Annotated in this window: 25 protein-coding genes and 1 pseudogene; 14 read left to right on the top strand and 12 right to left on the bottom strand. The window is 71.4% G+C overall.

Translation table 11 applies throughout. The features are described 5' to 3' along the window. Positions 1-63 precede the first annotated feature (63 nt). Positions 64-714, bottom strand: a complete 651-nt coding sequence (locus OG521_37745; protein ID WUW26203.1) for a nitroreductase family protein — start codon at positions 712-714, stop codon at positions 64-66. Positions 715-798: 84 nt separating this feature from the next. Between OG521_37745 and OG521_37740 the strand changes: the two genes are divergently transcribed. After that, a complete protein-coding gene (locus OG521_37740; protein ID WUW26202.1) occupies positions 799-1,482 on the top strand; it encodes a helix-turn-helix domain-containing protein in 684 nt (227 codons plus the stop codon). 50 nt (positions 1,483-1,532) lie between these two features. Here OG521_37740 and OG521_37735 read toward each other — a convergent pair whose 3' ends face one another. Further along, positions 1,533-2,366, bottom strand: a complete 834-nt coding sequence (locus tag OG521_37735) for an NAD(P)H-binding protein (protein ID WUW26201.1) — start codon at positions 2,364-2,366, stop codon at positions 1,533-1,535. A gap of 234 nt (positions 2,367-2,600) precedes the next feature. Here OG521_37735 and OG521_37730 point away from each other — a divergent pair, with 234 nt between their 5' ends. Continuing rightward, positions 2,601-3,791 (top strand): FAD-dependent oxidoreductase, encoded by a 1,191-nt coding sequence (locus tag OG521_37730; protein WUW26200.1) that lies wholly within the window; start codon positions 2,601-2,603, stop codon positions 3,789-3,791. Between the two features lie 10 nt (positions 3,792-3,801). Beyond that, positions 3,802-4,740, top strand: a complete 939-nt coding sequence (locus OG521_37725; protein ID WUW26199.1) for a sigma-70 family RNA polymerase sigma factor — start codon at positions 3,802-3,804, stop codon at positions 4,738-4,740. Positions 4,741-4,830: 90 nt separating this feature from the next. Here OG521_37725 and OG521_37720 read toward each other — a convergent pair whose 3' ends face one another. From OG521_37720 to OG521_37710, 3 genes are all read right to left on the bottom strand, one after another. Further along, positions 4,831-6,201: a DEAD/DEAH box helicase gene (locus OG521_37720; GenBank protein WUW26198.1), complete on the bottom strand. Its 1,371-nt coding sequence runs from the start codon at positions 6,199-6,201 to the stop codon at positions 4,831-4,833. 206 nt (positions 6,202-6,407) lie between these two features. After that, on the bottom strand, positions 6,408-7,082 hold the full coding sequence (locus tag OG521_37715) for an ABC transporter ATP-binding protein (protein WUW26197.1): 675 nt from the start codon (positions 7,080-7,082) through the stop codon (positions 6,408-6,410). A 1-nt stretch (position 7,083) separates the two neighbouring features. After that, positions 7,084-8,523 carry an FtsX-like permease family protein gene (locus OG521_37710; GenBank protein WUW26196.1) on the bottom strand — a complete coding sequence of 480 codons (1,440 nt, stop codon included), beginning with the start codon at positions 8,521-8,523 and terminating at the stop codon, positions 7,084-7,086. Positions 8,524-8,698: 175 nt separating this feature from the next. Between OG521_37710 and OG521_37705 the strand changes: the two genes are divergently transcribed. Beyond that, positions 8,699-9,361, top strand: a complete 663-nt coding sequence (locus OG521_37705; GenBank protein ID WUW26195.1) for a response regulator transcription factor — start codon at positions 8,699-8,701, stop codon at positions 9,359-9,361. Continuing rightward, the gene (locus OG521_37700) at positions 9,358-10,593 is read left to right on the top strand and encodes a HAMP domain-containing histidine kinase (GenBank protein WUW26194.1); all 1,236 of its coding nucleotides are present in this window, start codon (positions 9,358-9,360) and stop codon (positions 10,591-10,593) included. Before OG521_37705 ends, OG521_37700 begins: the two co-directional genes overlap by 4 nt. A 32-nt stretch (positions 10,594-10,625) precedes the next feature. On the opposite strand, the gene OG521_37695 is transcribed toward OG521_37700, so the two are convergent. Next, on the bottom strand, positions 10,626-11,210 hold the full coding sequence (locus OG521_37695; GenBank protein WUW26193.1) for a helix-turn-helix transcriptional regulator: 585 nt from the start codon (positions 11,208-11,210) through the stop codon (positions 10,626-10,628). Between the two features lie 196 nt (positions 11,211-11,406). Between OG521_37695 and OG521_37690 the strand changes: the two are divergent. After that, positions 11,407-12,951, top strand: a pseudogene (locus tag OG521_37690) (MFS transporter). Positions 12,952-13,096: 145 nt separating this feature from the next. Beyond that, a complete protein-coding gene (locus tag OG521_37685; protein ID WUW26931.1) occupies positions 13,097-13,300 on the top strand; it encodes a tyrosine-protein phosphatase in 204 nt (67 codons plus the stop codon). A gap of 88 nt (positions 13,301-13,388) precedes the next feature. Here OG521_37685 and OG521_37680 read toward each other — a convergent pair whose 3' ends face one another. Both OG521_37680 and OG521_37675 read right to left on the bottom strand, forming a co-directional pair. Further along, positions 13,389-13,592: a cold-shock protein gene (locus OG521_37680; protein ID WUW26192.1), complete on the bottom strand. Its 204-nt coding sequence runs from the start codon at positions 13,590-13,592 to the stop codon at positions 13,389-13,391. A 294-nt stretch (positions 13,593-13,886) separates the two neighbouring features. Then, positions 13,887-15,002, bottom strand: a complete 1,116-nt coding sequence (locus OG521_37675) for a MerR family transcriptional regulator (protein ID WUW26191.1) — start codon at positions 15,000-15,002, stop codon at positions 13,887-13,889. A gap of 294 nt (positions 15,003-15,296) precedes the next feature. Here OG521_37675 and OG521_37670 point away from each other — a divergent pair, with 294 nt between their 5' ends. From OG521_37670 to OG521_37645, 6 genes are all read left to right on the top strand, one after another. Continuing rightward, on the top strand, positions 15,297-15,932 hold the full coding sequence (locus tag OG521_37670) for a GPP34 family phosphoprotein (GenBank protein ID WUW26190.1): 636 nt from the start codon (positions 15,297-15,299) through the stop codon (positions 15,930-15,932). 238 nt (positions 15,933-16,170) lie between these two features. Beyond that, complete coding sequence (locus tag OG521_37665; GenBank protein WUW26189.1) at positions 16,171-17,805, top strand: ATP-binding cassette domain-containing protein; 1,635 nt, start codon at positions 16,171-16,173, stop codon at positions 17,803-17,805. Between the two features lie 81 nt (positions 17,806-17,886). After that, positions 17,887-19,608, top strand: a complete 1,722-nt coding sequence (locus OG521_37660; GenBank protein ID WUW26188.1) for an ATP-binding cassette domain-containing protein — start codon at positions 17,887-17,889, stop codon at positions 19,606-19,608. Continuing rightward, positions 19,608-20,120, top strand: coding sequence for a peptide-methionine (S)-S-oxide reductase MsrA (gene msrA, locus OG521_37655; GenBank protein ID WUW26187.1), 513 nt, complete (start codon positions 19,608-19,610; stop codon positions 20,118-20,120). Before OG521_37660 ends, msrA begins: the two co-directional genes overlap by 1 nt. A gap of 166 nt (positions 20,121-20,286) precedes the next feature. Further along, entirely contained in the window at positions 20,287-21,150 is an 864-nt protein-coding gene (locus OG521_37650; protein WUW26186.1) for a prephenate dehydratase, read from the top strand. A 165-nt stretch (positions 21,151-21,315) separates the two neighbouring features. Next, positions 21,316-22,110 carry an SDR family NAD(P)-dependent oxidoreductase gene (locus OG521_37645; protein ID WUW26185.1) on the top strand — a complete coding sequence of 265 codons (795 nt, stop codon included), beginning with the start codon at positions 21,316-21,318 and terminating at the stop codon, positions 22,108-22,110. A 90-nt stretch (positions 22,111-22,200) separates the two neighbouring features. Here OG521_37645 and OG521_37640 read toward each other — a convergent pair whose 3' ends face one another. Together OG521_37640 and OG521_37635 are read right to left on the bottom strand one after the other, a co-directional pair. After that, positions 22,201-22,809: a TetR/AcrR family transcriptional regulator gene (locus OG521_37640; protein ID WUW26184.1), complete on the bottom strand. Its 609-nt coding sequence runs from the start codon at positions 22,807-22,809 to the stop codon at positions 22,201-22,203. Positions 22,810-22,926: 117 nt separating this feature from the next. Further along, complete coding sequence (locus OG521_37635; GenBank protein WUW26183.1) at positions 22,927-23,373, bottom strand: DUF1772 domain-containing protein; 447 nt, start codon at positions 23,371-23,373, stop codon at positions 22,927-22,929. A gap of 92 nt (positions 23,374-23,465) precedes the next feature. On the opposite strand from OG521_37635, the gene OG521_37630 reads away from it, so the two are divergent. Next, positions 23,466-24,056 (top strand): TetR/AcrR family transcriptional regulator, encoded by a 591-nt coding sequence (locus OG521_37630; GenBank protein ID WUW26182.1) that lies wholly within the window; start codon positions 23,466-23,468, stop codon positions 24,054-24,056. Positions 24,057-24,198: 142 nt separating this feature from the next. Here OG521_37630 and OG521_37625 read toward each other — a convergent pair whose 3' ends face one another. Further along, positions 24,199-24,633, bottom strand: a complete 435-nt coding sequence (locus OG521_37625) for a VOC family protein (protein ID WUW26181.1) — start codon at positions 24,631-24,633, stop codon at positions 24,199-24,201. A 90-nt stretch (positions 24,634-24,723) separates the two neighbouring features. Beyond that, the gene (locus tag OG521_37620; GenBank protein WUW26180.1) at positions 24,724-25,968 is read right to left on the bottom strand and encodes an MFS transporter; all 1,245 of its coding nucleotides are present in this window, start codon (positions 25,966-25,968) and stop codon (positions 24,724-24,726) included. Positions 25,969-26,013: the final 45 nt, after the last annotated feature.

The following is a 26,013-nucleotide window of genomic DNA, read 5'->3' as shown; positions in this document are numbered from 1 at the left end:
GACGGTTCGGACGACCTCATGGACGACGCGCATCCGCCGCGGGCTGCACCGGCCACGGACCGGTCACCAGGCGTCCCAGTGCAGGACCTGTTCGCGCGGGATGCGCCGGGCGGGGCGGAAGTCGGTGCCGACGGTGTGGGCGACCGGGATGAAGGCGGCCTGCATCACCTCTCCGTACGGGATGCCGAGCACCTCTGCGAACTCCCGCTCCAGCGGCAGGTTCCCGGTCGTCCACACGGTTCCGAGGCCGCGCTCGCGGGCGGCCAGCATGAAGCTCCACGCGGCGGGGAGGATCGACCCCCAGGTGCCGGCCTGGTGGGTGACCGAGAGGCCCTCGGTGCGTCCCTCGACGCAGGGGATGACGTAGGCGGGCACCTCGTGCAGATGCCGGTACAGGTGCTCGACACCCGTGTACACCCGCCCCATCACGCCCGGCGCGACCTCGGCCCGGCGCACGTCCCGTGCGGGCAGCGGCTGGTGGGCCTCCGGGACGCTCAGGCCCGCCCGCCACAGGTCGGCGAGAACGGCCCGGCGGCCCGGGTCGGTGACGATGACGAAGTGCCAGCGCTGCCGGTTGCGGCCGGTGGGGGCCTGGACCGCGAGGTCGACGCACTCCTCCAGGAGGGCGCGGGGCACCGGCCGGGTCAGGTCGAGCCGGTGGCGGACGGCCCGGGTGGTGGAGAGCAGGGTGTCGGAAGCAAGACCGAGGTTCATGCGTTGAGCCTCGTACGGCCCGGACGGGCGGGGGAAGTCCGGGCTTCCACTGAGTGGAATCCGACGAAGGACAGGGGCGGGGAGTTGGGCGAGAGCGTGGCGGGACGGCTCTTCTCGGTGCTGGACGCGTTCGAGAGCGGTGGCCCGCCGGCACTGCGGCTCACCGACATCGCGGCCCGCACCGGGCTCCCGGCGCCGACGGCTCTGCGCCTGGTGCGTGAGCTGGTGTCGTGGGGCGGTCTGGAGCGGGGTGCGGACGGCAGGTACCGGCTGGGGCTCCGGCTGCGGGTGCTCGGCGCGGCGGCACCCTGCCCGCGCGGGCTCCTGGACGCGGCGCTCCCGGCACTGCGGGCACTGGCGGCCCGGACCGGCGGTCACGCGGACTTGGCGGTGGTCTCCGACCCGCCGGCCGGAGGGGTGCTGTGCCTGGTGAGCGGGGAGCGGCCGCCGATGCATGCGACGGCGTACGGGAAGGTGCTGCTCGCTGCTCCGCCGGCGGAGCTGCCCCGGCACACCCGGCACACGGTGGTCTCCCCCGGCGTCCTGGCCGGCCAGCTCGCCCGGGTCCGGGCGGCGGGTCTCGCGGTCTGCGCCGAGGAGTTCCGGCTGGGCGAGGTGTCGGTGGCCGCTCCGGTGCGGGGCCCGGTGGGAACGGTGGGCGCGCTGGGCGTCACCGTCTCCATCGGCGTACCGCTGGACCGGGTGGTGGCGGCGGTCCGGGCAGCGGCCGCGCGGGTTCGGCCTCCGGAGCAGCCACCGTCGCCATGACCGTCTCCGGCCATCACGCCTCGGGAACTCGCACGCGCACGCGCACGTGCTCAGCGGAAGGCGGCGGCGTTCTCCGACACCCACTGCCGGAACGCCCTGGCCGGGGCACCGGTGATCCGGGGCACCGTGTCACGCACCATGAGCAGTTCGTCGTTGAGGTCGCCACCGGTCAGGTCCAGCACCGCGTCAGCGGCTTCGTCGCCCAGAAAGGCCGCCATCTCGCTGTGGGCCTCCTGCCGGCTGATCTCGGCGAACGGCACCTTCCGCCCCAGAGCGGTGGCGACGGCCTCGGCCTGCTGCCGTGCAGTGATGCGCTCCGGGCCGGTCAGCGCGTACGTACGCCCCCGGTGGCCGGAGCCGGTCAGTGCGACGCGGGCCACCGATGCGATGTCCGCGGGGTGGATCGTGGGGAGACCGACGTCCGCGTAGGGCACGCGGACCGACTCGTGCGCTCGGATCGTTGCCGCCCACCACAGTGCGTTCGAGGCGAACTGTGTCGGCCGCAGGATCGTCCATGCCATGCCGCTGTCCTGCAACAGCTGCTCGACGGCCAGGTTCTCGCCGGCGGGGCCCAGGTGCGGATGGGTCTGGACGGTTATAGACGAGACCAGCACCACGTGTTCCACGCCGGCCCGCCGGGCCGCCTCGATGATCCCGGCGTCCGCCCCCACCCGTGACACGAGAAAGAGGGAGCGAACCCCCTCCAGCGCGGCTTTCAGTGAATTCGCGTCAGCCAAGTCGCCCTCAACGGCCTCCACCCCTTCCGGGAACGCGGCCCGAGCGGTGTCACGGGTGAGGGCCCGCAGCGGTCCGGCGCCGAGCGTCCGGAGCTCACGCACGAGCGCGCTTCCGATGTTCCCGGTGGCTCCGGTTACAAGGATCATGAAGTCTTCTCCAACCATCAGGCGGCGATCAACACGAGACGAAGCTATTTCCTCAACCAGACTTGAGGTCAACAGGCACCGGCCGACAGGCATCGCCAGGAACCGGCAGGGATGGTCCGGATTCAAGGTGATCAAGGCCGATTCCGGGCGTGACGGCGGTCACCCCGGCCCCTTGTCAGCAATCAGGGCGCCGTCTCGTTCAAAGGACACGCGAACGAGACAGGGAGCAACGCCATGAAGCACCGCATCGTCGTACTCGGCGCCGGTTACGCCGGGGCCTTCGCCGCCGGGAGTCTGGCCCGCCGGCTCTCCCCCGCCGACACCGAGATCACCGCGGTCAACGCCTCGCCCGACTTCGTCGAACGGATGCGGCTCCACCAGCTCGCGATCGGCCAGGACCTCACGTTCCGCAGGCTCGCTGACGTATTCGCCGGTACCGGTGTGCGGTTGCGCCTCGCGCGCGTCACCGGCATCGACCTCGAACGCGGGACCGTAGCCATGACCGGTGAGGACGGCGCCGACGAGCTCGGGTACGACACCCTTCTCTACGCTCTCGGCAGCTCCGCGGCCCATCACGGGGTGCCCGGCGTGGCCGAGTACGCCTTCGACGTCACCGGCCGGTCCTCGGCGCTGCGGCTGCGGGAGCGCATGAGCGGTCTGGGCGAGGGCGGCACCGTGCTGGTCGTCGGCGAGGGGCTGACCGGCATCGAGACGGCCACCGAGTTCGCCGAGTCCCGGCCCGATCTCAGGGTCGCACTCGCCGCCCGCGCCGAGCCGGGCGCCTGGCTCTCCCCGAAGGCCCGCCGTCACCTGCGCCGGGCCTTCGACCGGCTGGGCATCACCGTTCACGAGCACACCGGTATCGCAGCCGTCGAACCGGCACGGGTGATCGCCACGGACGGGAGGTCCATTCCGGCCGACGTGACCGTGTGGTCGGCCGGGTTCGCCGTGCACCCCATCGCGGCGGCCGCCGGTCTGGAGGTGGCGGGCACCGGCCGGATCGTGGTCGACCGCACCATGCGCTCCGTCTCGCACCCGGACGTCTACGCCGCCGGGGACAGCGCCCATGCGATCGGCGAGAACGGTAGGCCACTGCCGATGTCCTGCGCCTCGGCCGGCTTCACCACCATGCAGGCGACCGCCGCGATCATCGCGCGCCTGACGGACAGTGAGGTCCCGGCCGTCGGGCTGAAGTACTACGGAAATCACATCAGCCTCGGTCGACGGGACGCCATCTTCCAGATGGTGGACGGGGACGTCCGGTCGAAGTCCTGGTACCTGGGCGGCAGGACCGCCGCGCGGCTCAAGGCGGGCGTGCTCAAGGGGGCCGGGTGGAGCACCGCCCATCCGTCCTTCGGCCTGCCGAAGCGCAAGCAGCGCCTGGCCGCCGCGCCTGATGCGGCCGGTACGAAGGCCGCTGCATAGGGTGATCCGCATGGACGAAGCGGCTGTCGAACGGTTCGAGGCCGGCCGGGGGCGGCTGGCCTCGCTCGCGTACCGCCTGCTCGGCTCGGCCGCCGACGCCGAGGACGCCGTGCAGGACACGTTCCTGCGCTGGCAGGCCGCGGACCGCGGGCGGATCGAGGTACCGGAGGCGTGGCTGGCCACGGTCCTCACCCGTCTCTGCCTCGACCGTCTCCGCTCGGCACAGGCGCGCCACGAGCGAACGGCCGGTGCGTGGCTGCCCGAACCCCTCCTCGACGGCGACCCGATGCTCGGCCCGGCCGACACGTTCGAGCAGCGCGAATCGGTGTCCTTGGCCGTGCTCACCCTCCTGGAGCGCCTCTCGCCCTTCGAGCGGGCTGTCTACGTGCTGCGCGAGGCGTTCTCGTACGGCCACGCCGAGATCGCCGCGATCCTCGGCATCTCCGAGTCGGCGAGCCAGCAGCACCTCCACCGGGCCCGGATCCGGATCTCCGCCGAGCGCCGCCGGGGCGGCGAGACCGACCCCGCGTCCGCGCGCCGGGTCGTCGAGGAGTTCCTCGACGCCGCCGTGTCAGGGCGTACCGAACGGCTGGTGGCACTGCTCACCGACGACGTGACGGTGGTCTCGGACGGCGCCGGGCTGGCCAAGCGGCTGCTGCGGTACAGGACGCGCGAGCGGGTCGCCTCCTATGTGCGGGCCGGCTTCAGGCCCACGCCGGCGAAGCGGCGGCTGGCCGGCGGTCCGGTCGCCATGCATGTCGCGCTGGTCAACGGCTCGGTGTCCGTGCTCGCCGTGGTGAACGACCGGGTCGTGGGCGCCGTGGCGTTCGAGGTCAGCGAGGGCAAGGTCGCGTCGCTTCAGGGCATCGCCGCACTGGACCGGCTGGGGCGCCTCAACGACGCCTGGCAGCGGCACGCACCCCAGGAGCCGGTCATCGCCGCGTGGTGACCGGCTCCTGGGAGGAGGCGGCATCCGGTGACCCGGTCCGGGAGACGGAGGCCCGTCCGCCGCCTCACCGCACGCCGGGGCCGACGGCCGTCAGCGGCCCTTGCGCACCCGGGCCGCCGCGCGTGCCTCCGCCGTCTTGCGGGCGTCGGCCGTCTTGCGGGACTCCTTGGGGCGGCCGGGGCGCGTGCCCATGCCGCGGAACGGGGCGTTGCCGCTGCCCTTCCCCTCGATGGGCGGGCGCTTCGCCCCGGTGATGGCGGTCAGCTTCTCCTCGCCGGAGCGCACCTGGGTGACGGTCGGCCGGATCCGCGCGTCGGTCATGATCCGGTTCACGTCCCGCCGCTGGTTCGGGGTGACCAGCGTGACCACGTTCCCGGACTCCCCGGCGCGAGCCGTACGCCCGCCGCGGTGCAGATAGTCCTTCGCGTCGGCCGGCGGATCCACGTTGACGACGAGGTCCAGCGCCTCGATGTGAATGCCCCGTGCCGCGACGTTGGTGGCCACCAGCACGGTGATCTCGCCGTCCTTGAACTGCGCGAGCGTGTGTGTGCGCTGCGGCTGCGACTTCCCGCTGTGCAGGGCGCCGGCCCGTACGCCGCTGGCGCGCAGGTGCCGGGTGAACTGGTCCACTCCGGCCTTGGTGTCCAGGAACATCAGGACCCGGCCGTCCCGCGCGGCGATCTCGGTCGCGGTGGCGTACTTGTCGGCGGGGTGGATGTTCAGTACGTGGTGTTCCATCGTGGCGACCGAGGCCGCCACCCGGTCGAGCGAGACGACGACCGGATCGTGCAGGTGGTCCTGCACCAGCTGGTCGACGTTGCGGTCGAGCGTGGCCGAGAAGAGCAGCCGCTGCCCGTCGGGGCGGACCTGGCCCAGGATCTCCGAGACCTGCGGCAGGAATCCCAGGTCGCACATCTGGTCCGCTTCGTCCAGCACCGTGATCCGCACCTGCTGCAGTTCGCAGAACCGGCGCGACACGAGGTCGGCGAGGCGCCCCGGCGTCGCCACGACCACTTCGGCACCGGCCCGCAGCGCCGCCGCCTGCCGGTTGATCGCGAGCCCGCCGACCACCGTCGTGAGCCGCATGTTCATCGCCTGTGCGTACGGGCCGAGCGCGGCGCTCACCTGCTGCGCGAGCTCGCGGGTCGGCACCAGGACCAGGGCGAGCGGCCGTTTCGGCTCCGCCCGCATGCCTGCCGTCCGCACCAGCAGCGCGAGCCCGAAGGCAAGCGTCTTGCCGGAGCCGGTCCGCGCGCGGCCGAGGACGTCGCGTCCGGCCAGTGCGCTGGGCAGGGTCGCCGCCTGGATCGGGAAGGGCTCGGTCACGCCGAGGCCGGTCATCGTGGCCACGATTTCCGGCGGCAGCCCGAGTGCGTCGAAGGACTCGGCCGGCGGCAGGCCGGGGGCCGCCGTCTGCGGCGTTGTCGGTTCGCCCTTCGGGGCCGGCGGCTTCGCGTTCATGGGGTAACCCTTCTCGGTCCGGCGCCCCAAACACACCGGGGCCCGTACCCCTCGGTACGGGCCCCAACGGTTTTGAAGCGTGTTCCCAGTTTACCAGTGAGTGTCCGGCGCCCTCGGGTCCCGTAGGCGCGTTCGCCGACGTCACCGGCGCCGGTATCCGGCCCGGGCAGCGGCGGCACACGCCGAGAGGGCGACTCGCTGCGTGCTCACACCGTCATGAGCTTGCCGCGCTTGAGCCGGATCACCTCGTCGGAGGCGTCGGCCACCTGCCGCGAATGCGTCACCACGATCACGCACTTGCCGTCGTCGTGCGCCAGCTTCCGGAATACCTCGATGATCCCCTCGGCGGTGTCCTGGTCGAGGCTGCCGGTGGGTTCGTCGGCGAACAGGATGTCCACTTCGCAGGCGAGCGCGCGGGCGATGGCGACGCGCTGCTGCTGGCCGCCGGAGAGCTCGGGTGTCGGCCGGTGCCGGTCGCCCTCGTCCACGCCGAGCAGGCCGAGGAGTTCGGTGGCTCGCTTCTTCCTGTTGCGGCCCTTCACTCCGGTGATCTCCATGGCCGACGTGATGTTCTGGACGGCCGTCATGTACGTGAGCAGGTTCAGCGACTGGAAGACCGTGGACACGTGGCGGTTGCGGTACCGGCCGAGGCCGATGGCGGAGACGTCCTCGCCCTTGAAGCGGACGGTGCCCGTCGTGGGCGAGTCGAGGCCGCTCGCGAGCGAGAGGAGCGTGGTCTTGCCGCTGCCGGAGGGGCCTATGACGGAGTACATCCGGCCCTGTTCGAAGGAGTGGTTGACGTCCTTGAGAACGGTGCGGCGGCTGTTGCCGTACGGGTAGGTGCGGCTCAGGCCGGTGAGCCGGAGGATCGGGGTGGTCACGTCACTCGCCCTTCGTGAGGATGTCGCGCGGGTTGAGGCGGAGGATCCGGATGCCGGGGACGACCGTCGCCAGGGCCGCGATGCCGAGGCCGGTGGCTCCGATCGCGCCGATGTCGCCCGCACCGAGCTCGATGTCGATCGAGTCGATGGGCTCGGCCCCGGGGGTGTCCTCCTTGTTCGCGCCGCCGGTGGGATCGGCGAGGTCCGGCTGTGGGCCTTGGCCGGCGGCGGCGTCCTCGGCGGAGGACACCTGTCCCGCGAGCAGTTGGTCGCCGACGGCCTGGGCGATGAACTGGCTGCCTGCCGCGGCGAAGCCGGTCGCCAGGACGGCGCAGGCGACCACTTCCACCAGGTGCTGGCCCAGCAGCTTGGGCTTCTTCTCGCCGAGGGAGAGCAGGATGCCCATCTCCTTGCGGCGTTCGCGCATGTTCGAGGCGATGATCAGCGCGAGGATGACCGTGCCCGCGACGGCGACGAGCCAGACCGTGAGGGAAGCGAAGTCCGCGGTCTTGGTGATCGGGCCGACCAGGGTCCTGTACTGCTTGTCGTTGACGCTCAGCGGGAAGACCGTCAGATCGGCTCCGGCTGCCTTCGCGTCCTTCTTGAGCCGGTCCAGATCGCCGGGGTCGCGCAGGGTGAAGGTGGCGGACTTGACCACACCGCCGCCGGCGTCGAGCTTCTTGCCGTCGAGGCGGGTGGCGCCGTCCGGGGTGACGTAGATCTGGTTCGACGGCGCCTGTATCGGCGGTACGTACGTACCGGGGTCGGCCGTGCTGTTCCGGTAGATTCCGCCGACGACGAATGCGGTTTCCTTGGTGCTGAGGCGGCCGTCGGGATTCTGGATATTGGCGTTGAGTCTGATTCTGTCGCCGACCTCGAGGTGGTTGTCCTTGGCCACCCGTTCCTCGATGACGACCATGTCGCTCGCGCTGTCGGACGTTATCCCGGTGCCGGAGACGAGCTTCGAGTCGCCGTTGCGGAAGTCCTTGACCGATTCCAGGTCACGGACACCGTCGGCCTTGAAGAAGTCCACACCCCCGGTGTCCTGGCCGGTCGGCGCGGGAACCGGCTGGTGGAGCCCGACCTGGTCGGTGGGGGCCGCGACCCCGTCCTTCGTGTAGTTGCACTGCGCCACGACGGACGACTCACAGATCCTGTCGACGAGGCTGCGGGGCAGGTCGGCGTCGGCGCCGATCATCCCGGGCCGGCCGCCGTCGCCCTCCGCGCCCTTCCCCGAGGCCAGGTAGGCGTCGAGATCGAGTTGCATCGTCGCCACCGCGCCCACGCTGTTCTTGGCCGAGTCCACGGCGCGGGCCGCGGCGGACCGGATCAGGAAGCCGGACAGGACCAGGGTGCAGATGACGAAGAACAGACCGATGAGCATCACGGTTTTGCCCGGATGGCTTCGCAGCCGCCACCAGGCCCGTTTGAACAGATTCATGATTCTCACGCTAGGAGGACGGAGTTTTGAGTGGCGTTTGCGCGCGGCGTTCCCACGGGACGTCTCATACGCGGATCAAAGGCGCCGTTTGATAGGACGGAACCGGTACGTGTCGGCAGGGCGACCGCGTGCCGGGAACGGACGTCGGAGCAATGAGAAGCAGAGGTTGGCGCGCGTGCGTGTGCTGGTGGTCGAGGACGAGCGGTACATGGCACGGATCCTCGAGATCGGGCTGCGCAGGGAGGCGATCGCGGTCGATGTGGTGCACGACGGAGCGCGTGCCCTGGAGCAGCTCACGGTGTACGACTACGACGCGGTGGTCCTCGACCGGGACCTGCCCGGGGTCCACGGCGACGAGGTGTGCCGCCGGATCGTCGAGATGGGTCTGGACTGCCGCGTCCTCATGCTGACCGCGGCCTCACGCCTCGGCGACAAGGTCGAGGGCCTCGGTCTCGGAGCCGACGACTACCTGGCGAAGCCCTTCGACTTCCCGGAGCTGGTCGCCCGGCTGCGGGCGCTGTACCGCCGCAGCCCCATGGCCCACGCGCCGGTCCTCGCCTTCTCCGACGTACGGCTCGACACCCATCGCCGGCGCGTCACCCGCGCGGGCACCGAGGTACGGCTCACCCCGAAGGAACTCGCCGTCCTGGAGCTGCTGATGCGCGCCGACGGAGGGGTGCTGAGCGCCGAGTACCTCCTGGACAAGGCCTGGGACGTGAACACCGACCCCTTCACCAACGCGGTACGCCTGGTGGTGCACACCCTGCGCAAGAAGCTCGGCGAACCACAGCTGGTCCACACGTCCATCGGCGCGGGCTACTACCTGGGGACCGCATGAGACGGCCCGGACGCGGGCCGCGGACGCTGAGCATCCACACCCGGCTGTTCCTCGGCTTCGGGTCCGCCCTCGGGGTGTGCGCCGCGCTGATGGTCACGATCATCTACGTCGGCATGCGCTTCCTGCCCACGTACGACTTCAGTGAGACCGTGGTCGTCCCGGACGCCTCGTCCTGGCCCCCGTTCCCCGCCCCGACCACCGAGCCACCTGTCGCGGCCAGTCCCGCCCCGGGACTCGTGCCGGGGCGCAGGGCCGAGCACCTGGGCAGCATCTCCAGCAAGGAGGACGTCTGGAACACGGTTCTGCTGGTGTCCACCGGCGGGGTGCTCCTGGTGATGGTTCTCGGCCTCGGTGCCGGCTGGCTGCTCTCCAGACGGCTGCTCGCCCCCCTGCACACCATCAGCGAGGCCGCGGCCAAGGCGGCGGACGGCAACCTGACCGAACGCATCGACGCCCAGGGCCCCGAGGACGAACTCAGGCAGCTGGCCGACACCTTCGACACCATGCTGGCCCGCCTGGAGCAGTCCTTCACCGCACACCAGCGGTTCGCCGCGAACGCCTCCCACGAACTGCTCACTCCCCTGGCCACCACCCGGGCCGCCCTCCAGCTCGCCGCCGACGACCCCACGGGCGCGGAGCTCGCCGAACTCGCTCCGATGCTCCGGGAGACGAACGAGCGCAACATCAGCGTCGTACGGGCCCTGCTCGACCTCGCCGGAGCCGATCAGGTCGCCTTCGACCCCGCCCCGGTCGACCTCTCCGACCTCGCGGAACGGTCTGCCGCCACCCGGTCCGGGCAGGCGGCCGCGAACGGGGTCCGGCTCGACGTGGACACCGAATCCGGCTGTGCGGTCGCGGGCAACGCCACCCTGCTCAGGCAGCTGCTCCTCAACCTCCTCGACAACGCCCTCACCCACAACATCCACCGGGAGGGCCGCGTCCACCTCGCCGTGTTCCGGGACGGCGCGAAGACGGTGGTGGAGGTCGAGAACACCGGCCCGCAGCTCGTCGACACCGTGGTCGAGCGGCTCTTCGAACCCTTCTACCGGGCACACTCCCGCGTGGGCAGCGACCGTGCGGGCCACGGCCTGGGCCTGGCGATCGTCCGCTCGATCACCACCGCCCACCACGGCACGGTCACCGCGGCCGCGAACCCCGCGGGCGGGCTCACCGTGCGGGTCGAGTTCCCGGCACCGCACCGCATCACGGAGGGCCCCGCCGCCACGCCCTGAGGACTGGACCACCAGGAACTGCGGGACAGCCCTCAGTCTCCGGCTTCGCCCGGATCTCCGGCGTCGCGGTGTCCCCGGCGGGCGTCGCGGTCGAAGATGCCCATGATCTCGCAGGGGCCGCCATCGGCGCCGATCGCGTGCGGCATCATCGTCGGGAACTCCGCGGCCTGGTTGGTCTCCACCCGAACACGGCGGTGGCCCAGCATCAGGACAGCGGTGCCGGAGAGCACGACGAGCCATTCGCGGCCCGGGTGGGCGCGCATCCGCGCGGGGTTGTCCGGCGGCGGCCCGGTCATCCGCTGTCGCATGACGGTCATGCCGGGATCGCCCCTCATCGGCCAGCGCATCAGACCGTGAGCGGTGTCGATCATGGGGCTGATGACGACGTCGTCGGCGGCGTTCTCGACGAGCTGGTCGAGGGTGGTGTCCAGGGCGCGGGCGAGGGTGACGAGCTGGTCCAGCGCCAGGCGGCGCCGGCCGTTCTCGATGCGGCTCAGCGAGGACTGGCTGAGGTTGGCGCGGGTGGCCAGTTCTTCCAGGGACCAGCCCTGTGCGACGCGCAGGGCACGGATGCGTTTGCGCACGAGGCTGTCCAGCGCTCCATCTTCTTGCGTCATACGCAAGAGTGTATGCCTTTCATGCAATCCGGACTTAGCGTCGACGGCAGACGGCCTGGACCGGACCGCGCGCAACAGGACCCGCGGCGCGCGCCGCACACTGCCGCTCCTGAAACCGGCATCCGCATCGGCCTTCGCATCCCGGCGTCCGGGCAGTGCCCGACGGCCGGCCCGTCATGCCCTTCGAGAGGAATCCATGAGTACGAACCAGCCCGCACAGGTGGCCTCAGCCGTGGCCGGTGGTGAGGGCGCCGGACCGGACGCGCGCCGGCTGCGCACCATCCTGATCGCCGTCTCCATCGCTCTGATGGCCGTCATCGCCTCGGTGTCCGGGCTGAACGTCGCCCAGACACACATGGCCGTCGAGTTCGGCGCCTCGCAGAACACCGTTCTGTGGATCATCAACATCTACACGCTGGCCCTGGCCGCGCTCCTCCTGCCCCTCGGTGCGATCGGTGACCGCTTGGGCCGCAAGCCCATGCTGATCGCCGGCCTGGGCGTCTTCGGTGCGGCCAACGTCGTGGCGGGCCTCGCGCCGACCGCCGAAGTCATGATCGCGGCCCGGGTGGCCGCCGGTGCCGGCGCCGCGATGATCATGCCCATCACGCTCGCCGTCATCACCGCCACCTTCCCCGAGGAGCAGCGCGGCAAGGCGATCGGAGTGTGGACCGGCGTCGCCGGAGGCGGCGGCATCCTGGGCATGTTCCTCTCCGCGCTCCTCGTCGATGTCGCGGACTGGCGCCTGCTGTTCGTGCTGCCCGTGGCCCTGGTCGTCGTGGCCCTGGGCATGACCCTGAGGTCGGTGCCCAACTCCCGGGAGCGCTCGGCCCATCCGTTCGACATCGTCGGCGCGCTGGTCTCGACGGTCGCCGTGATCGGCCTCATCTTCGTCCTGCAGGAGGGCCCCGAGCGCGGCTGGACCGCACCCGTGACGCTGGGCAGCCTGGGCGTCGGCATCGTCGCGGGCATCGGCTTCGTGGCCTGGGAGCTGCGCCGCCGGGACGCCTCACTGCTTGACGTGCGCTTGTTCCGCGAGCGCGGCCTGCGCGGCGGCTCGCTGACACTCCTTGTCGTCTTCGGTGTCCAGGCGGGCATCGCCGTGGTCATGTTCCCGTTCTTCCAGGCGGTGCTCGGCTGGTCGGGCCTGCTGTCCACGGTGGCGATGATGCCCATGGCCGTTGCGATGATGCTGGCTTCCGGGCTGGCCCCCGGACTTGCCGCCCGCATCGGCTCCCGCCCGACCATGGCCGTGGGCATCGCCCTGGCCGGCTCGGGTCTGGCACTGATGGCGCTGTTCGTCTCCGTGGACGGCGGCTACCTGACCGTCCTGCCGGGCATGCTCGCCATGGGCATCGGCATGGGCCTGTCGATGACGCCCTCCACCGAGGCCATCACCGGCTCCCTGCCGCGCGGGAAGCAGGGCGTCGCCTCCGCACTCAATGACGTGACCCGGGAGTTCGGCACCGCGCTCGGCGTCGCCCTGCTGGGTGCGCTCCTGTCGGCGGGCTACCGCGGCGCCATCGACGACAGGCTGGACGGCGTCCCCCGGGGGGCAGCGGACTCCGCCCGCGAAGGCATCGCCAACGCGGTCGAGGCCGCGAGCGGCACCGGCGCACACGACCGGCAGATCGTCCATGCCGCCCAGCAGTCATTCGTCGACGGCTGGCAGCAGGCCATGTGGGCGGGCGTCGCGGTCATGGGGGCGCTGTTGGTCTGCATCGCGCTCCGTGGCCCGAAGAGCCCCACCCCCGCCGAAGTGGCCGAGCCCGGGGCAGAGCAGGTCCCGGGGCTCGTCCTGCTGATGAGGAAGTGTGCTGACCCAGCCGATGCCGTGTGCCACGCGTACGGTCGTCGGGCCGCAGGAGCAGAGGGAGCTCTGCCCGTCGATGGCCGAGCATGCGGGCCGTCCGGTGGCGGCGGTGCTGCGACAACTGTCCGCGGACGACGGGCCGGTGCTGGTCCACTGCGCGTCGGTCAAGGACCGGACCGGTGTCGTGGTCGCCCTCGTGCCGACGCCGTTGGGGGCGTCCGAGGCGGAGACGGTGGCGGACTTCGTGCCGGCGCGCCTCCGGGCGCTGGGCGCCGCGTAACGAGACCTCTCGGCGCTGCCCGGTGGATGAAGGGGCTGCGCCGCCGGACCGTCGGAGCGTGCTCCGACGGCCCGGGTCGCTCAGGGGGTCAGGCAGACGTGATGTTCTCTGCCTGCGGGCCCTTCTGGCCCTGCGTGATGTCGAAGGTCACGGCCTGACCCTCCTGGAGCTCACGGAAGCCGGTTGCGTTGATGTTGGAGTAGTGCGCGAAGACGTCCGGCCCGCCGCCGTCCTGCTGGATGAAACCGAAACCCTTTTCGGCGTTGAACCACTTGACGGTTCCGCTGGCCATGCCGGTGCCTCTCAGTCGATTCAAGGATCCGTACCACACGGACCCATGGATGCCCTGGCCCCACACAGCACATCGCCCGCGCCACAGCGCGGGCAACCGAGGGACCACGGCATCTGGAAAAGACGCTACATGGCGAAGCCCGCCGCCACCAGAGACCCAGGCATCGTTCCCCGGGTCCAACGCCACGAGTCACCGCAACGGCGTCCGGAAGCGGGTCGGCCGACGCCCTCGGTTCTCTGCCGAGAAGGACACGAAGACCCGGCCGCGGGCGAGTTGCCGCTCGCCCGACGGAGTTCAGGCCACGAGCAGGCGGAGGCCGAGATCGGCCGCTTCGAGGCCGCCGAGGTCGCTGTTGCGCTCGGCCCACCGGCCGGATCCGAGGTCGTCGCGGAGGTTTCGCACCGCCCGCTGCTCGGCCTCCGGACCGACCCTCGTCCACACGGACATCGCACGGCGGACCCGATCCTCCAGATACGCCTCCGGCCGGCGCCAGTACGCCTCGAACAGGCCGTCGGCGCAGTCCCACGGAATCGGCACCGGCTCCGCGCGGGCGCCGATCGCGCCGGCCATCCCGCCCAGTGGGGGAAACCCCGCGAGGACGTCGGCGAACTCGGGCAGGTAGTCGCGGGTCAGCCAGAACCGGTCCTGCCATCCGGGCTCGTCGGTGTCGAACGTGAGCACCACCACGCGACGGGCCACACGTCGCATCTCGCACAGCCCCGCTGTCGGGTCCTCCCAGTGGTGAACGGTGGAGACGGCCATCGCTGCGTCGAAGGACCGGTCCTCGAACGGCAGGTTCTCCGCGGCGGCGGCCACGCACGGCGCCGAGCCGGCAGGCCGCTGCCCTCGCATGACCGCCGACGGCTCCACCGCGGTCACTGCACGGTCGCCGGGCTCGCAGGAGCCGGTGCCCGCACCGACGTTCAGTACCGTCCGCGCGTCCCCGAGCGCGTCCCAGATCTGCGCGGCGACCCGCGGCTCGGTGCGCCGCGTCGCGGTGTACGCACCGCCGATCGCGTCGTACAACCGTGCGCCGAGCATCTCCAGTTGCTCCTCCGGTGTCACCGTCAGCCCTCTCTCCCGTGCCTTGAGCTCTCTGTCGATGGCCGCCACCATGGCGTCGGCGCGATCACGCCGCTCCACCTGCAGGCCACGCAGCCTGCGCAGGTGCGCGATCGCGTCCGCCGAGGGGTCGTCGACCAGCTCCGCGATCTCCCGCAGCCCGAAACCGAGCCGCCGGTAGCCCAGCACCTCCCTCAGCCGCTCCACATCGCCCGCCGCATAGGCCCGGTACCCGGACCCGGTCCGTGCCGACGGACGTACGAGCCCGATCTCGTCGTAGTGATGCAGCGTGCGGACGCTCACACCTGCCAGCTCGGCCACACGCCCCACGGTCCAGTGATCCTCCATGGCACCGACTGTGCGGCCTGACGCCACGTGAGGGTCAAGAGCCGGACTCACAGCAGCAGGGGACGGGGGCGCCGACCGCGCCGCATCCCGCGGACCCGCCCGCACGGGCCCCCTCCCGGGATGCCGCGCAGCAGCCCTGACGCCCGTACGGCTTCGGCGCACCCCGCACACGACGGTCGACCGGCTCCCGGCCACGCGCCGTACGCTGATACATGCGTGTTCTGTTCAGGCTCATCCGCGCCCCGGCGGCCGGACGGCCTGGTGCCGATGCCGACCTTGGGACGTGCAGCCTTCATGACCACAGCGCGGAACCTTCTCGTGATCACCATGGACATGGCCGGAGACCACCCCGTCAGATCGGGTGAGCTGTCGCTCGCCCTGGCGGGGGCCGAACTGATCGACCTGGCCGTGGACGGCGCGGTCGAGCTGCGCGAGGACCGCATCGTGCCCGGCGCGGGTCCCGCATCCTCGGACGCCACGGCGCACGAGCCCGCGGACGAGCTGTTGCAACAGGCCTCCGCGGCGCTGCGCCGGGACGAGCCGTACGAGTCGGTCGGTGACTGGCTGTGGCGCCGGGGAGAAGGGCTGTCCGGGACCTACGCCGCCGCCTTCGAGGCAGCGGGGCTGCTGACCCGGCAGCGTCGGCGCGGGCGCCCCTTCCAGTCCGGTGAACTGGTACTCGCGGAGTCGTCCGCCCGCCATCGGGCCGCGGAGCTGTGGTCCTCCGCCGAGCCGGTCCTCATGACGCTCGCGGAAGCCGTGGGCGTCCCCGACGAGCGGCCCCATGACACTCCCGAGGTGACCGACGACTCGGTGGCCCTCATCCTGGCCACCGTGAGCGACGCCCTGCTGGAACTGGAGGGCGAGCGGCAGAAGCGCGACATCGAGCAGAAGGCGTTCGACAACATCTGGCGCGGTCCCGGCGGATAACAGCCCGGAGCGAAAGCCCCCGCGCTGCTAAAGTGTGATCGACGTCGACCGCGCATCGGGCGCGACGAGGGAGTGGCAGACATGGTGGGTGACGACGACATCTCCGGGTGATACCCGGACATGACCGGCCGTTGACGGGCGCATCGAGCGCCACCGTCCGGCGTCGTCGTCCTGCCTTTCCCCCCTGTCTGCCCCGGGCAGAACTCTGTCTGCCCTCACCCGGCCCGAGGTCCCTCTCATGTCCGACGCTTCCGTCATCTGCTCGAACCTGTCCTTCGCCTGGCCGGATGACACTCCGGTCTTCCAGGACCTGTCCTTCACGATGGGCACCGGCCGTACCGGCCTCGTCGCTCCCAATGGTTCGGGCAAGAGCACGCTGCTCAAACTGATCGCCGGTGAACTCCGCCCCGGCACCGGGTCGGTGTCCGTGGGCGGGACACTGGGCTACCTCCCGCAGAGCCTCCCCCTGTCGAGCGGTCTCACGGTCGCCGAGGTCCTGGGGATCGCCGAGGTGATCCGGGCCCTGGACGCCGTCGAGTCCGGGGACGTGAGCGAGCGGCACTTCACCGTCATCGGCGACGACTGGGACATCGAGGAACGCACGCGCGCCCAGCTCGACCGCCTCGGCCTGACGGGCCTCGCCCTCGACCGGAGCCTGGCCACGCTCAGCGGCGGCCAGGTCATCTCGCTCGGCCTGGCTGCCCAGTTGCTGAAACGGCCGGACGTACTGCTGCTCGACGAGCCCACCAACAACCTCGACCTGGAAGCCCGCCACCGGCTCTACGACGTGCTGGAGGAGTTCACCGGCAGCCTGCTGCTCGTCAGCCACGACCGGGCCCTGCTCGACCGCATGGAGCGCATCGCCGAGCTCGGCGGCGGTGAACTGCGGCTGTACGGAGGTAACTTCAGCGCGTACGAGGAGTCCGTGCAGGCCGAGCAGGAAGTCGCCGAGAAGAACGTCCGCAACGCCGAGCAGGAGCTGAAGCGGGAGAAGCGGGAGCTCCAGCAGGCCCGCGAACGCGCCGAGCGGCGCGCGAGCAACGCGGCGCGCAACCTGAAGAGTGCCGGGCTGCCCCGCATCTTCGCCGGGAACATGAAGCGCGGTGCCCAGGAGTCCGCGGGCCGGGCGGGACAGATGCACGCGTCCCGGGTCAGCGAGGCGAAGTCCCGGCTCGACGAGGCGGGGCGTTCGCTGCGCGACGAGCAGCGCCTCACGCTGGACCTGCCCGAGACCGACGTGCCCGCCGGGCGCAACCTCTTCCTCGGCGAGGAGATGCAGGTCCGTCTCGGCGACCGGGCTGTCTTCGCGGACCAGGGCGTCGAGCTGTCCATCCGGGGACCCGAACGCATCGCGCTCTCCGGCCCCAACGGCGCCGGGAAGACCACGCTGCTGCGCCTGCTCACCGGTGAACTCGTCCCGGAGGGCGGTCAGATCAGGCGGGCCGGGGGACGCATCGCCTACCTCTCGCAGCGACTGGACCTGCTGGACCTGGACCGGACCGTCGCGGAGAACTTCACCGCCTTCGCCCCGGACCGGCCCGAGGCCGAGCGGATGAACCTGCTCGCCCGCTTCCTCTTCCGGGGCGCGCGGGCCCATCTGCCCGTCCGGGTGCTGTCCGGCGGCGAGCGGCTGCGCGCCACCCTGGCGTGCATCCTGTGCGCCGAACCGGCCCCGCAGCTGCTGCTCCTCGACGAGCCGACGAACAACCTCGACCTGGTCAGCGTGGGACAGCTGGAGGGCGCCCTGAACTCCTACCGGGGTGCGTTCGTCGTGGTCAGCCATGACGAACGGTTCCTCACCGAGATCGGTGTGAACCGGTGGCTGCGCCTGGCCGAAGGCACCCTCAAGGAGACGGGGGCCCCCGAGGTGTGAGCCGCCGGTGTGCCGATGTGGTCCCGCGCCCGAGGCCTCACGCCCGGCGGGCCGAACACCGAACACGTTGGATGGATTCCCATGCCCCAGCCCCCTCTCATCGCCCACGACCTCATCCGCAGCCTGGGCGGCCGCCGGGTGCTCGACGGCGTCTCGCTCACCGCATCCCCCGGCCGCCGTATCGGGCTGATCGGGGAGAACGGCGTCGGCAAGTCCACCCTGCTGCGGCTGCTCGCCGGGGCGGACGAACCCGACGCGGGAACCGTCGACCGCCCGGCCGACCTGGGCTTCCTGCAGCAGGAGGCCCCGTTCGACAGCGCGTCGACCATCGCCACGGTGCTGGACGAGGCCCTGTCCGAGGTCCGCGAGGTGCTGGCCGACCTCGAACGGCTCACCGGGGAGCTCGCGGACGCCTCGGAGAGCGATCCCGGCTACAGCGGACTGCTCGCCGACTACGCCGGCCGGCTGGAGACGGCCCAGCACCTGGAGGCCTGGGACGCCGACCGGCGCGCGGCCCTCGTACTGGAGGGCCTGGGCCTCGGAGCGTTCGAGCCGGGCCGGACGCTCGGTTCGCTGTCCGGCGGCCAGCGCGGGCGGCTGTCCCTGGCCGCGCTGCTGGTGCGTAGGCCGTCGGCGCTGCTCCTGGACGAGCCGACCAACCACCTCGACGACGACGCCGCCGCATTCGTCGAGGAACAGGTGCGCGGCCTGCCCGGAGCCGTGGTGCTGGCCAGCCACGACCGGGCGTTCCTCGACGCCGTCTGCACCGACCTGATCGACCTCGACCCCGCGGTGGACGGCCCCGTCCGCTACGGCGGCAACTACAGCGCCTACCTCGCCGAGAAGCACGCGGAGCGGGAGCGCTGGGAACAGCGCTACGCCGAGGAGCAGGAGGCCCTCGACGCGCTGCGCCATACGGCCGGTGTGACGGCGCACCGTCTGGCGCCGGACCGGGGGCGGCGGGACAACGAGAAGATGGGGTACGGCCTGCGGGCCGGGCGTGTGCAGAGCCAGATCTCACGCCGCGTGCGCAACGCCACCCGCAGGCTGGAGGAGCTGGAGCGGACCCGGGTCGGTGAGCCCCCGCGGCCGCTCCGCTTCGCCGGTCCGGCACTCTCCGCGCCCGCCGAGGAGAGCCGCGATCCGCTGGTGGCCCTCCACGGCGTGGGGGTCCCCGGCCGGCTCGCGCCGGTCGAAGTGGAGGTGTCGGCGACCGACCGGCTGCTGGTCACGGGAGGAAACGGAACCGGCAAGTCGACGCTGCTGGCCGTGCTCGCCGGACACCTCGCGGCCGGGGGCGACATCCGGCGGCGGGCCGGCCTGACGGTCGGGATGCTCTCTCAGGACACCGTGTTCGACCGGCTCGACCGTACGGTCCGGGACACGTATCAGCAGACGCTGGGCGCGGAACGGGCCGAGGCGGTCCCGCTCGGCTCACTGGGCCTGATGCACGAGACGGACCTCGGCAAACCGGTCGGCCACCTCTCGGTCGGACAGCGCCGACGGCTGGCTCTCGCCCTTCTGGTGGCGCGCCCACCGCAGCTGCTGCTGCTCGACGAGCCCACGAACCACCTGTCCCCGCGCCTGTGCGACGAACTCGAGGAAGCCATGGGCACCGGACCCGGCGCGATCGTGGTCGCGAGCCACGACCGCTGGCTGCGCGGGCGCTGGCAGGGGCGCGAGCTCCGGCTGGCCGCCGGTCCGGGCCAGGGGGCAGCGGGCACTCCCCCACCTGAGCCGGTGACGTTCCCCGCTCCGAGTGTGCAAGGCTTCTCAGGGAACGAAAGAGAAGGTGATCTGTGATGGCTGACAGTGAGAAGAAGGCCCTGCTGGCCGGTGGCTGCTTCTGGGGGATGCAGGAGCTGATCCGGACACTGCCCGGAGTGGTGAGCACGCGGGTGGGATACAGCGGCGACGACATGCCCGAGCCGACCTACCGGAACCACGGGAACCACGCCGAGGCCATCGAGATCGTCTACGATCCCGCGGTCACCGACTACCGGGCCCTCCTGGAGTACTTCTTCCAGATCCACGACCCGTCCACGAAGAACCGCCAGGGCAATGACATGGGCGCCAGCTACCGGTCCGCCATCTTCTACCTGGACGACGAGCAGCGACGAGTCGCGCAGGACACCATCGCCGATGTCGAGGCGTCCGGGCTCTGGCCGGGCCCCGTGGTCACCGAGGTCGTACCGGCGGGCACGTTCTGGGAGGCCGAACCGGACCACCAGGACTACCTCCAGCGCTACCCGGACGGCTACACCTGCCACTTCCCGCGCCCCGGCTGGCAGCTGCCGCGCCGCGCGGACGCCTGACCGCCGTACCCCGCACCTCGTGGCCCGCTCCGCACCAGGGGGCGGCGGCAGCCGCCCCCTGGTGCGGAGCGGTACGGGACGGGTCACCGATACTGCAGTACACGCGGTTCGCGGTGGAGCTTCTGCCGCCCGGCTCGCAGAGCCCAACAGTGGAAGGCTGAACACGGTGACCACCGTCGCATACCAGGGTGAACCCGGATCCAACTCGGCAACGGCAGCCCATGCCCTGTTCCCCGAAGGACATGAGCTGCCCTGCACGGGATTCGAGCAGGCCCTGGATGCCGTCACGCTCGGCACCGCCGACTTCGCCGTGATCCCCATGGACAACTCCGCGGCGGGGCGGGTGGCGGACGTCCACCATCTGCTGCCGGAATCAGGGCTGTTCATCGTCGCCGAGTACTTCCTCGCCATTCGCTTCGACCTGATGGGTGTCCCCGGCACGACCGTCGACCAGGTGGAGTGCGTACGCAGCCACGTGCATGCCCTGGGGCAGTGCCGGAAGGTGCTGCGGGAGGGCGGCTGGCGCACCCTCGTCAGCGATGACACCGCAGGGGCGGCGCGTGAGGTGGCTGAACTCGGCGACCCGCGGCACGCGGCCCTCGCCCCGCCCGCCGCGGCCGCGCTCTACGGGCTGGACGTCCTGCGGTCCGAGGTCGAGGACGACCCGGACAACACCACCCGGTTCGTCGTCCTGTCCCGGGACTCCGCCCTGGCCCCCGACACGGGCGGGCCGACGATGACGAGCCTGTTCTTCTGCGTACGGAACATCCCCAGCGCGCTCTACAAGGCGCTCGGCGGCTTCGCCAGCAACTCCGTGAACCTCACCAAGATCGAGAGCTACCAGATCGGCGCCGGACTGAACCCGAGCCGCTTCTACGTGGAGGTCGAGGGCCACCCCGACGAGCCCCATGTCGCCCTGGCCCTCCAGGAGTTGCAGTTCTTCTCGTCCGAGGTGCGCATTCTCGGCGCGTATCCGGCGCACGCACACCGACTGCGGGACGGCCGCACGTCCGGAGCCGGCACAGGCTGAGACGGCCGGCAGCACCCGACCGCTCCGACAGCGCGGCACACTTTTGGACTTGCAGGTCCATTTTTCGACGTGCAGGCTGCGATGGACCAAGCAGTCCAGATGTGGGCGGTCCACCGCTTCCCCGGTGACACCGCCCGCGCGGAGCGGTTCCGGAAGGAAGCACCCATGAATCTTCAGCTGAGCGGCCGGCGCGCACTGGTGACCGGATCGAGCAGCGGTCTCGGCGAGGCGATCGCCAGGCGGCTGGCGGCGGAAGGCGCGACCGTGGTCGTGCACGGGCGGGACGTGGCGAGGACCGAGGCGGTCGCGAAGAGCATCGTCGCGGAGGGCGGGGACGCGGCGGTGGCGATCGGCGATCTGGGGACCGACGAGGGCGCCGACGCCGTGCACGCCGCGGCCGCCGGTGCCGGCCCGGTCGACATCCTGGTGAACAACGTGGGCACGTACGACATGTCCCTCGGCTGGGCCACCGCGTCGGCGCAGCAGTGGGCCGACACGTACAACACCAATGTCCTGACCAGCGTGCGCATGATCCAGCGCCTCGTCCCGGGCATGCGGGAGCGGGGCTGGGGACGGGTCATCCAGATCAGCAGCGTGACGGGCGACAAGCCCGCCGCGTCCCAGCCCCATTACGCGGCGACGAACGGAGCACGCAACTCCCTCGCCAAGTCGCTCGCACGGGAGTTGCGGGATTCCGGTGTCACGTCGAACACCGTCGCGGCAGGCGGCATCCTCACCCCGCAGTCCCTGGAACCGTTGCTGACGCTCGGCAGGGAGCACGGATGGGGACAGACCTGGGAAGCGATCGAGCCCCGCCTGACCGCGGAGCTCGCACCGAACGACGTGGGCCGCATCGGACGCCCCGAGGAGTACGCCGACGTGCTCGCCTTCCTGGCGAGTCCGCTGTCCGCCTACATCACCGGCGCGACGCTCTCGGTGGACGGCGGATGGTACGCCTGAGGCACGGGTGGCGCCGCGGTCCGGGGACCGCGGCGCCATGGTCGGGCACGGCAGCGGAAAGAGTCGCGCGGCCGGCCGGAGAGTCCGGCATCAGGTCAGGGCGTGGGCCGTGCCCCGCAGGTCGGCGATCCCCTGATCGAGCGCGGCGCGCAGGTGGTCGGACCGGCCCGTCGACAGCAGGATCGACACCCCGCCCTGGACGCCGGCCAGGAGCGCCGCGGCCCGCAGGCCGGCGTCGATCCCACCGGGCACCAGGTCTGCCGCCTCCAGCGCCCGGATACCGGCCTCCAGGCTCTCCTGCCAGCGGGTCATCAGACCGGACACGATGGCCCGAGCCCCGGGGGTCGACCGCCCGACCTGAAGAAACAGCGAGCCGAGCGGGCACTGGTCCCCCTGGGACTCGTAGCGCTCGATCACGACGTCGCGCCACTCGTCCCACGCCTCCCACGAGTCCAGTCGGCCCAGATACGGCTGCTGGTCCTCCAGCACCCGGTCCGCCTCGAACTGGGCCACCGCGAGCAGCAGCTCGTCCTTGCCGGTCGGGAAGTAGTGGAAGAGCTGGCTCTTGCTGGTCCTGGTCCGCGCCATGACGTCCTCGAGCGTCGCCGCCGCGACGCTCTTCTCGCGAAGCACCGTCGCGGCGCCCTCGACGATCCGGCTCCGCGTGGCCCGCCCCTTCGCCGTCAGCTCGCCGGCCATGACCCACCTCCGCACACTGGACGATGGAATCCATCGTATGGGGGCGCGGGGGTCGCCCGACGAGGTCAGACGGCCGCGCGATCGCGGCCGGCGGACCTCGTCGGTGGGCCCGCGGGGTCAGACGAGACCGGCGACCAGCAGGGCGAAGGCGGCGATGAGGACGGCGACGCGGACGTAGTGGTAGCGGTCCCAGCGGTTCATCTGCTCCTTCCAGTCCGCGGGCCGGTTGTCGGGGGTCCACGCCTTGCTCCGGTTGTTGATCGGGACGAGCAGCAGGATCGACATGATCACGCTGACGATCAGCAGCACGCCGGCGGAGACGACGAGGCCGGTGCCCTCGTGGTGCCATCGGGCGATGGCCCAGATCGCGACGAGGACGAGCGAGCCGATGTACCAGAACGGCATCACGGCGCCGAGCATCCGGCCGCCGTGGGCGCGGCCGAGCTGGCCGCTGTCCTCGGGGAGGGCGTTGAAGATCCTGTTCATGACGAAGGCGACGGAGAACTCCACCCCCACCATCACGCCGACGACCACAGTGGTGAACACCTCGAGTGCGTTGAGCATGATGACTTCTCCCTGTTTTCTAGCGTTGCTAGGTGATGAGGCAACGCTAGTACTACTGCCGCTCGATTGTCTAGCGATGCTAGGATCGAATCATGTCGGTACAGGAACGCAAGCAGCGTGAACGGGCGGAACGCGAGCGCCTCATCGTGGCGACGGCCCGTGAACTCGCCGAGCAGCAGGGCTGGGACTCGGTCACCACCCGCCGGCTCGCCGAGCGCATCGAATACAGCCAGCCCGTCCTCTACAGCCACTTCCGCGGCAAACGCGAGATCATCGGCGCTGTCGCCCTGGAGGGTGCCGCCGAGATGGCCGTGGCGGTGCGTGCCGCGACCGCCGCCGCGGACGGCCCCCGCGCGCGGGTCGCCGCGCTCGCCCGTGCGTACCTCGAATTCGCCGCGGACAACCCGGCGGTCTACGACGCGCTGTTCCAGCTCGACGGCGGCCTGGCATACGCACGGGAGGACACCCCGGAGCCGCTGAAGGACGCCTTCGCCGCCCTGCTGGAGACGCTCGGCGAGGTCGCCGGGGAGGGCGCCGACCCGGGAGTGTTCACCGAGATGTTCTGGGCATCCCTGCACGGCCTGGCGACCCTGACCCGCGCAGGACGGCTCCTGCCGGAGCCGGCCGCACAGAGGGTGGAGCTGCTGGTGGACCGGCTCGCCCGGTATCCCGCCGAGGCGTGAGCGTCGATACGGGCGGGCCACCCGTCACCTGCTCCATCCGTCCGCATCGATGAGGGGGTTGGGGGCACATGCCCCCGACCCCCTCATCCTTCAAGACATGTTCGGCCCTCCGGCTGCCACCGTGAGGACACGAGCACGGCTGTCAGTCGAGACAGAACTCGTTGCCCTCGACGTCCTGCATCCCGAGGCACGACTCGTTCTCCTCATCGGCGAGCTGGAGCTGCCCGCGTACCGCGCCGAGGGGGACCAGCCGTGCGCACTCGGCTTCGAGCGCGGCAAGCCGCTCCTCGCCCACGAGTCCGGCGCCGACCCGCACATCGAGGTGCACCCGGTTCTTGACCGCCTTGCCTTCAGGGACGCGCTGGAAGTACATGCGCGGGCCGACACCCGTGGGATCCACGCAGGCGAAATCCGCACCCTGCCGCTCGGGCGGCAGCGACTGATTGAACTCGTCCCAGCCGGCGAACCCCTCCGGTGGCGGGGGTACGACGTATCCCAGTACCTCGCACCAGAAACGAGCGACGCGCTCAGGATCGGCGCAGTCGAAGGTGACTTGGAACTGCTTGATCTTTGACATCGGCCCACCGTAGTGGCGCGCCGTGGCACCGGGGAGCTCGAACGCACGAAGGAACCTCGACGGGACACCGGGTGCGAAACAGCCGGTGTGTCACCCGGTGGACTTCAGCGGGGCGGATCGTCGTGCAGCCCAGCGGGCGGTGGGCGGAAGGGCGAGTGCCGCACCGGCGAAGAGGGCGGCGAGGGCCACCCACCCCGCAGTGCCGTACGGAATGACCAAGGTGGTCAGCAGGCCCGGGCCGAACGCCTGACTCGCGGAGATTCCGGTCTGGTAGACGCCCTGGTAGGCGCCGTGGGCGTGGTCGGGTGCCAGGTCGTAGGAGAGGGTCCAGCTGCCTGCCTGCGAACTGACCTCGCCCAGGGTGAGCAGGACGGCGGCGGCCAGGAGGACGGCGCCGGCGACGATCGGTGACCGGTGGGCGGCGCAGGCGGCGGCGAGGCATGCGGCCGCGACGAGGAGGCCTCCGCGGCGGAAGGCGCGCGCCGCCTGGGGCGGGCCGGTGATGCCACGGGTGGCACGGACCTGCAGAGCGACGACCAGGGCCGTGTTGGTGACCAGGAGCCAGCCGACCATGGCCCGTGGCGCGCTCGTGCACGTGAGGAGCCACAGGGGCAGGGCCACTTCGAGAACGACGTAGAGGGTGTTGACGACCCCGTTGAGCGCGGTGACGGCGAGGTACGGCAGGTCGCGCAGCGGCTGGGCCGCGCGCCGGCCGGGCACGGCGGCGTGCCGTGCTGCCGCGGTCTGCGCCACGTCGGTCTTCGCGGCCGGCGGCCGGGCGGTGAGAGGGATCCGGCGGAGTGGGATCAGCGCGAGGAGGAATGCGGCGGCGCTCACGCCGATGGCCGCCCGGTAGGCCGCGTCGCTGTCGAAGGCGAGGAGGAGCGATCCGAGGGCGGCGCCCGCTCCGATGCCCACGTTGTTGACCGCCCGCAGCAGGGCCAGGGCACGGGTGCGTATGCCGACGGGGAGCGCATGGGCGTACAGGGTGGCGCGCGCGGTGGCGTTGGCACGGCTGCCGGCCGTGGCCAGGCAGGCCAGCACCAGGAAGACCGGGAAGGAATCGGCGACGGCGTACAGACCGACGGCGGCCGCCTGCAGGAGGTGCAGGCAGGTCAGGACGGTCCTGGCGTTCCATCGGTCGCACGCGCGACCGGCGGGGAGGGAGGCGAGGATCCCGCAGAGCCCGGCGACGGTCAGTGCCAGTCCGACCCGCGCGACGGAGTAGCCCAGACCCTGGGTGAACCACAGGGTGCTGATCGTCAGGAAGAGTCCGTTGCCGACGGCGTTGACCGAGAGCAGTGCGGCGATCCCCCGTACGGTCGGATCGTTCATCAGCCGGGTCGTCGGGGAGGCAGGGGCCGGAGGGAGGGGTGGGGC

The sequence above is a fragment of the Streptomyces sp. NBC_01463 genome, from assembly GCA_036227345.1.
Lineage (GTDB): Bacteria > Actinomycetota > Actinomycetes > Streptomycetales > Streptomycetaceae > Streptomyces.
This window is presented reverse-complemented; position numbering and strand designations above follow the sequence as displayed.

Bases quoted from the DNA above. Each gene is read 5' to 3' on its own strand.
- OG521_37745 (WUW26203.1), bottom strand. From the start codon at position 714: ATGAACCTCGGTCTTGCTTCCGACACCCTGCTCTCCACCACCCGGGCC.
- OG521_37735 (WUW26201.1), bottom strand. From the start codon at position 2,366: ATGATCCTTGTAACCGGAGCCACCGGGAACATCGGAAGCGCGCTCGTG.
- OG521_37730 (WUW26200.1), top strand. From the start codon at position 2,601: ATGAAGCACCGCATCGTCGTACTCGGCGCCGGTTACGCCGGGGCCTTC.
- OG521_37725 (WUW26199.1), top strand. From the start codon at position 3,802: ATGGACGAAGCGGCTGTCGAACGGTTCGAGGCCGGCCGGGGGCGGCTG.
- OG521_37720 (WUW26198.1), bottom strand. From the start codon at position 6,201: ATGAACGCGAAGCCGCCGGCCCCGAAGGGCGAACCGACAACGCCGCAG.
- OG521_37710 (WUW26196.1), bottom strand. From the start codon at position 8,523: ATGAATCTGTTCAAACGGGCCTGGTGGCGGCTGCGAAGCCATCCGGGC.
- OG521_37700 (WUW26194.1), top strand. From the start codon at position 9,358: ATGAGACGGCCCGGACGCGGGCCGCGGACGCTGAGCATCCACACCCGG.
- OG521_37695 (WUW26193.1), bottom strand. From the start codon at position 11,210: ATGACGCAAGAAGATGGAGCGCTGGACAGCCTCGTGCGCAAACGCATC.
- OG521_37685 (WUW26931.1), top strand. From the start codon at position 13,097: ATGGCCGAGCATGCGGGCCGTCCGGTGGCGGCGGTGCTGCGACAACTG.
- OG521_37680 (WUW26192.1), bottom strand. From the start codon at position 13,592: ATGGCCAGCGGAACCGTCAAGTGGTTCAACGCCGAAAAGGGTTTCGGT.
- OG521_37675 (WUW26191.1), bottom strand. From the start codon at position 15,002: ATGGAGGATCACTGGACCGTGGGGCGTGTGGCCGAGCTGGCAGGTGTG.
- OG521_37670 (WUW26190.1), top strand. From the start codon at position 15,297: ATGACCACAGCGCGGAACCTTCTCGTGATCACCATGGACATGGCCGGA.
- OG521_37665 (WUW26189.1), top strand. From the start codon at position 16,171: ATGTCCGACGCTTCCGTCATCTGCTCGAACCTGTCCTTCGCCTGGCCG.
- OG521_37660 (WUW26188.1), top strand. From the start codon at position 17,887: ATGCCCCAGCCCCCTCTCATCGCCCACGACCTCATCCGCAGCCTGGGC.
- msrA (WUW26187.1), top strand. From the start codon at position 19,608: ATGGCTGACAGTGAGAAGAAGGCCCTGCTGGCCGGTGGCTGCTTCTGG.
- OG521_37645 (WUW26185.1), top strand. From the start codon at position 21,316: ATGAATCTTCAGCTGAGCGGCCGGCGCGCACTGGTGACCGGATCGAGC.
- OG521_37640 (WUW26184.1), bottom strand. From the start codon at position 22,809: ATGGCCGGCGAGCTGACGGCGAAGGGGCGGGCCACGCGGAGCCGGATC.
- OG521_37635 (WUW26183.1), bottom strand. From the start codon at position 23,373: ATGCTCAACGCACTCGAGGTGTTCACCACTGTGGTCGTCGGCGTGATG.
- OG521_37630 (WUW26182.1), top strand. From the start codon at position 23,466: ATGTCGGTACAGGAACGCAAGCAGCGTGAACGGGCGGAACGCGAGCGC.
- OG521_37625 (WUW26181.1), bottom strand. From the start codon at position 24,633: ATGTCAAAGATCAAGCAGTTCCAAGTCACCTTCGACTGCGCCGATCCT.
- OG521_37620 (WUW26180.1), bottom strand. From the start codon at position 25,968: ATGAACGATCCGACCGTACGGGGGATCGCCGCACTGCTCTCGGTCAAC.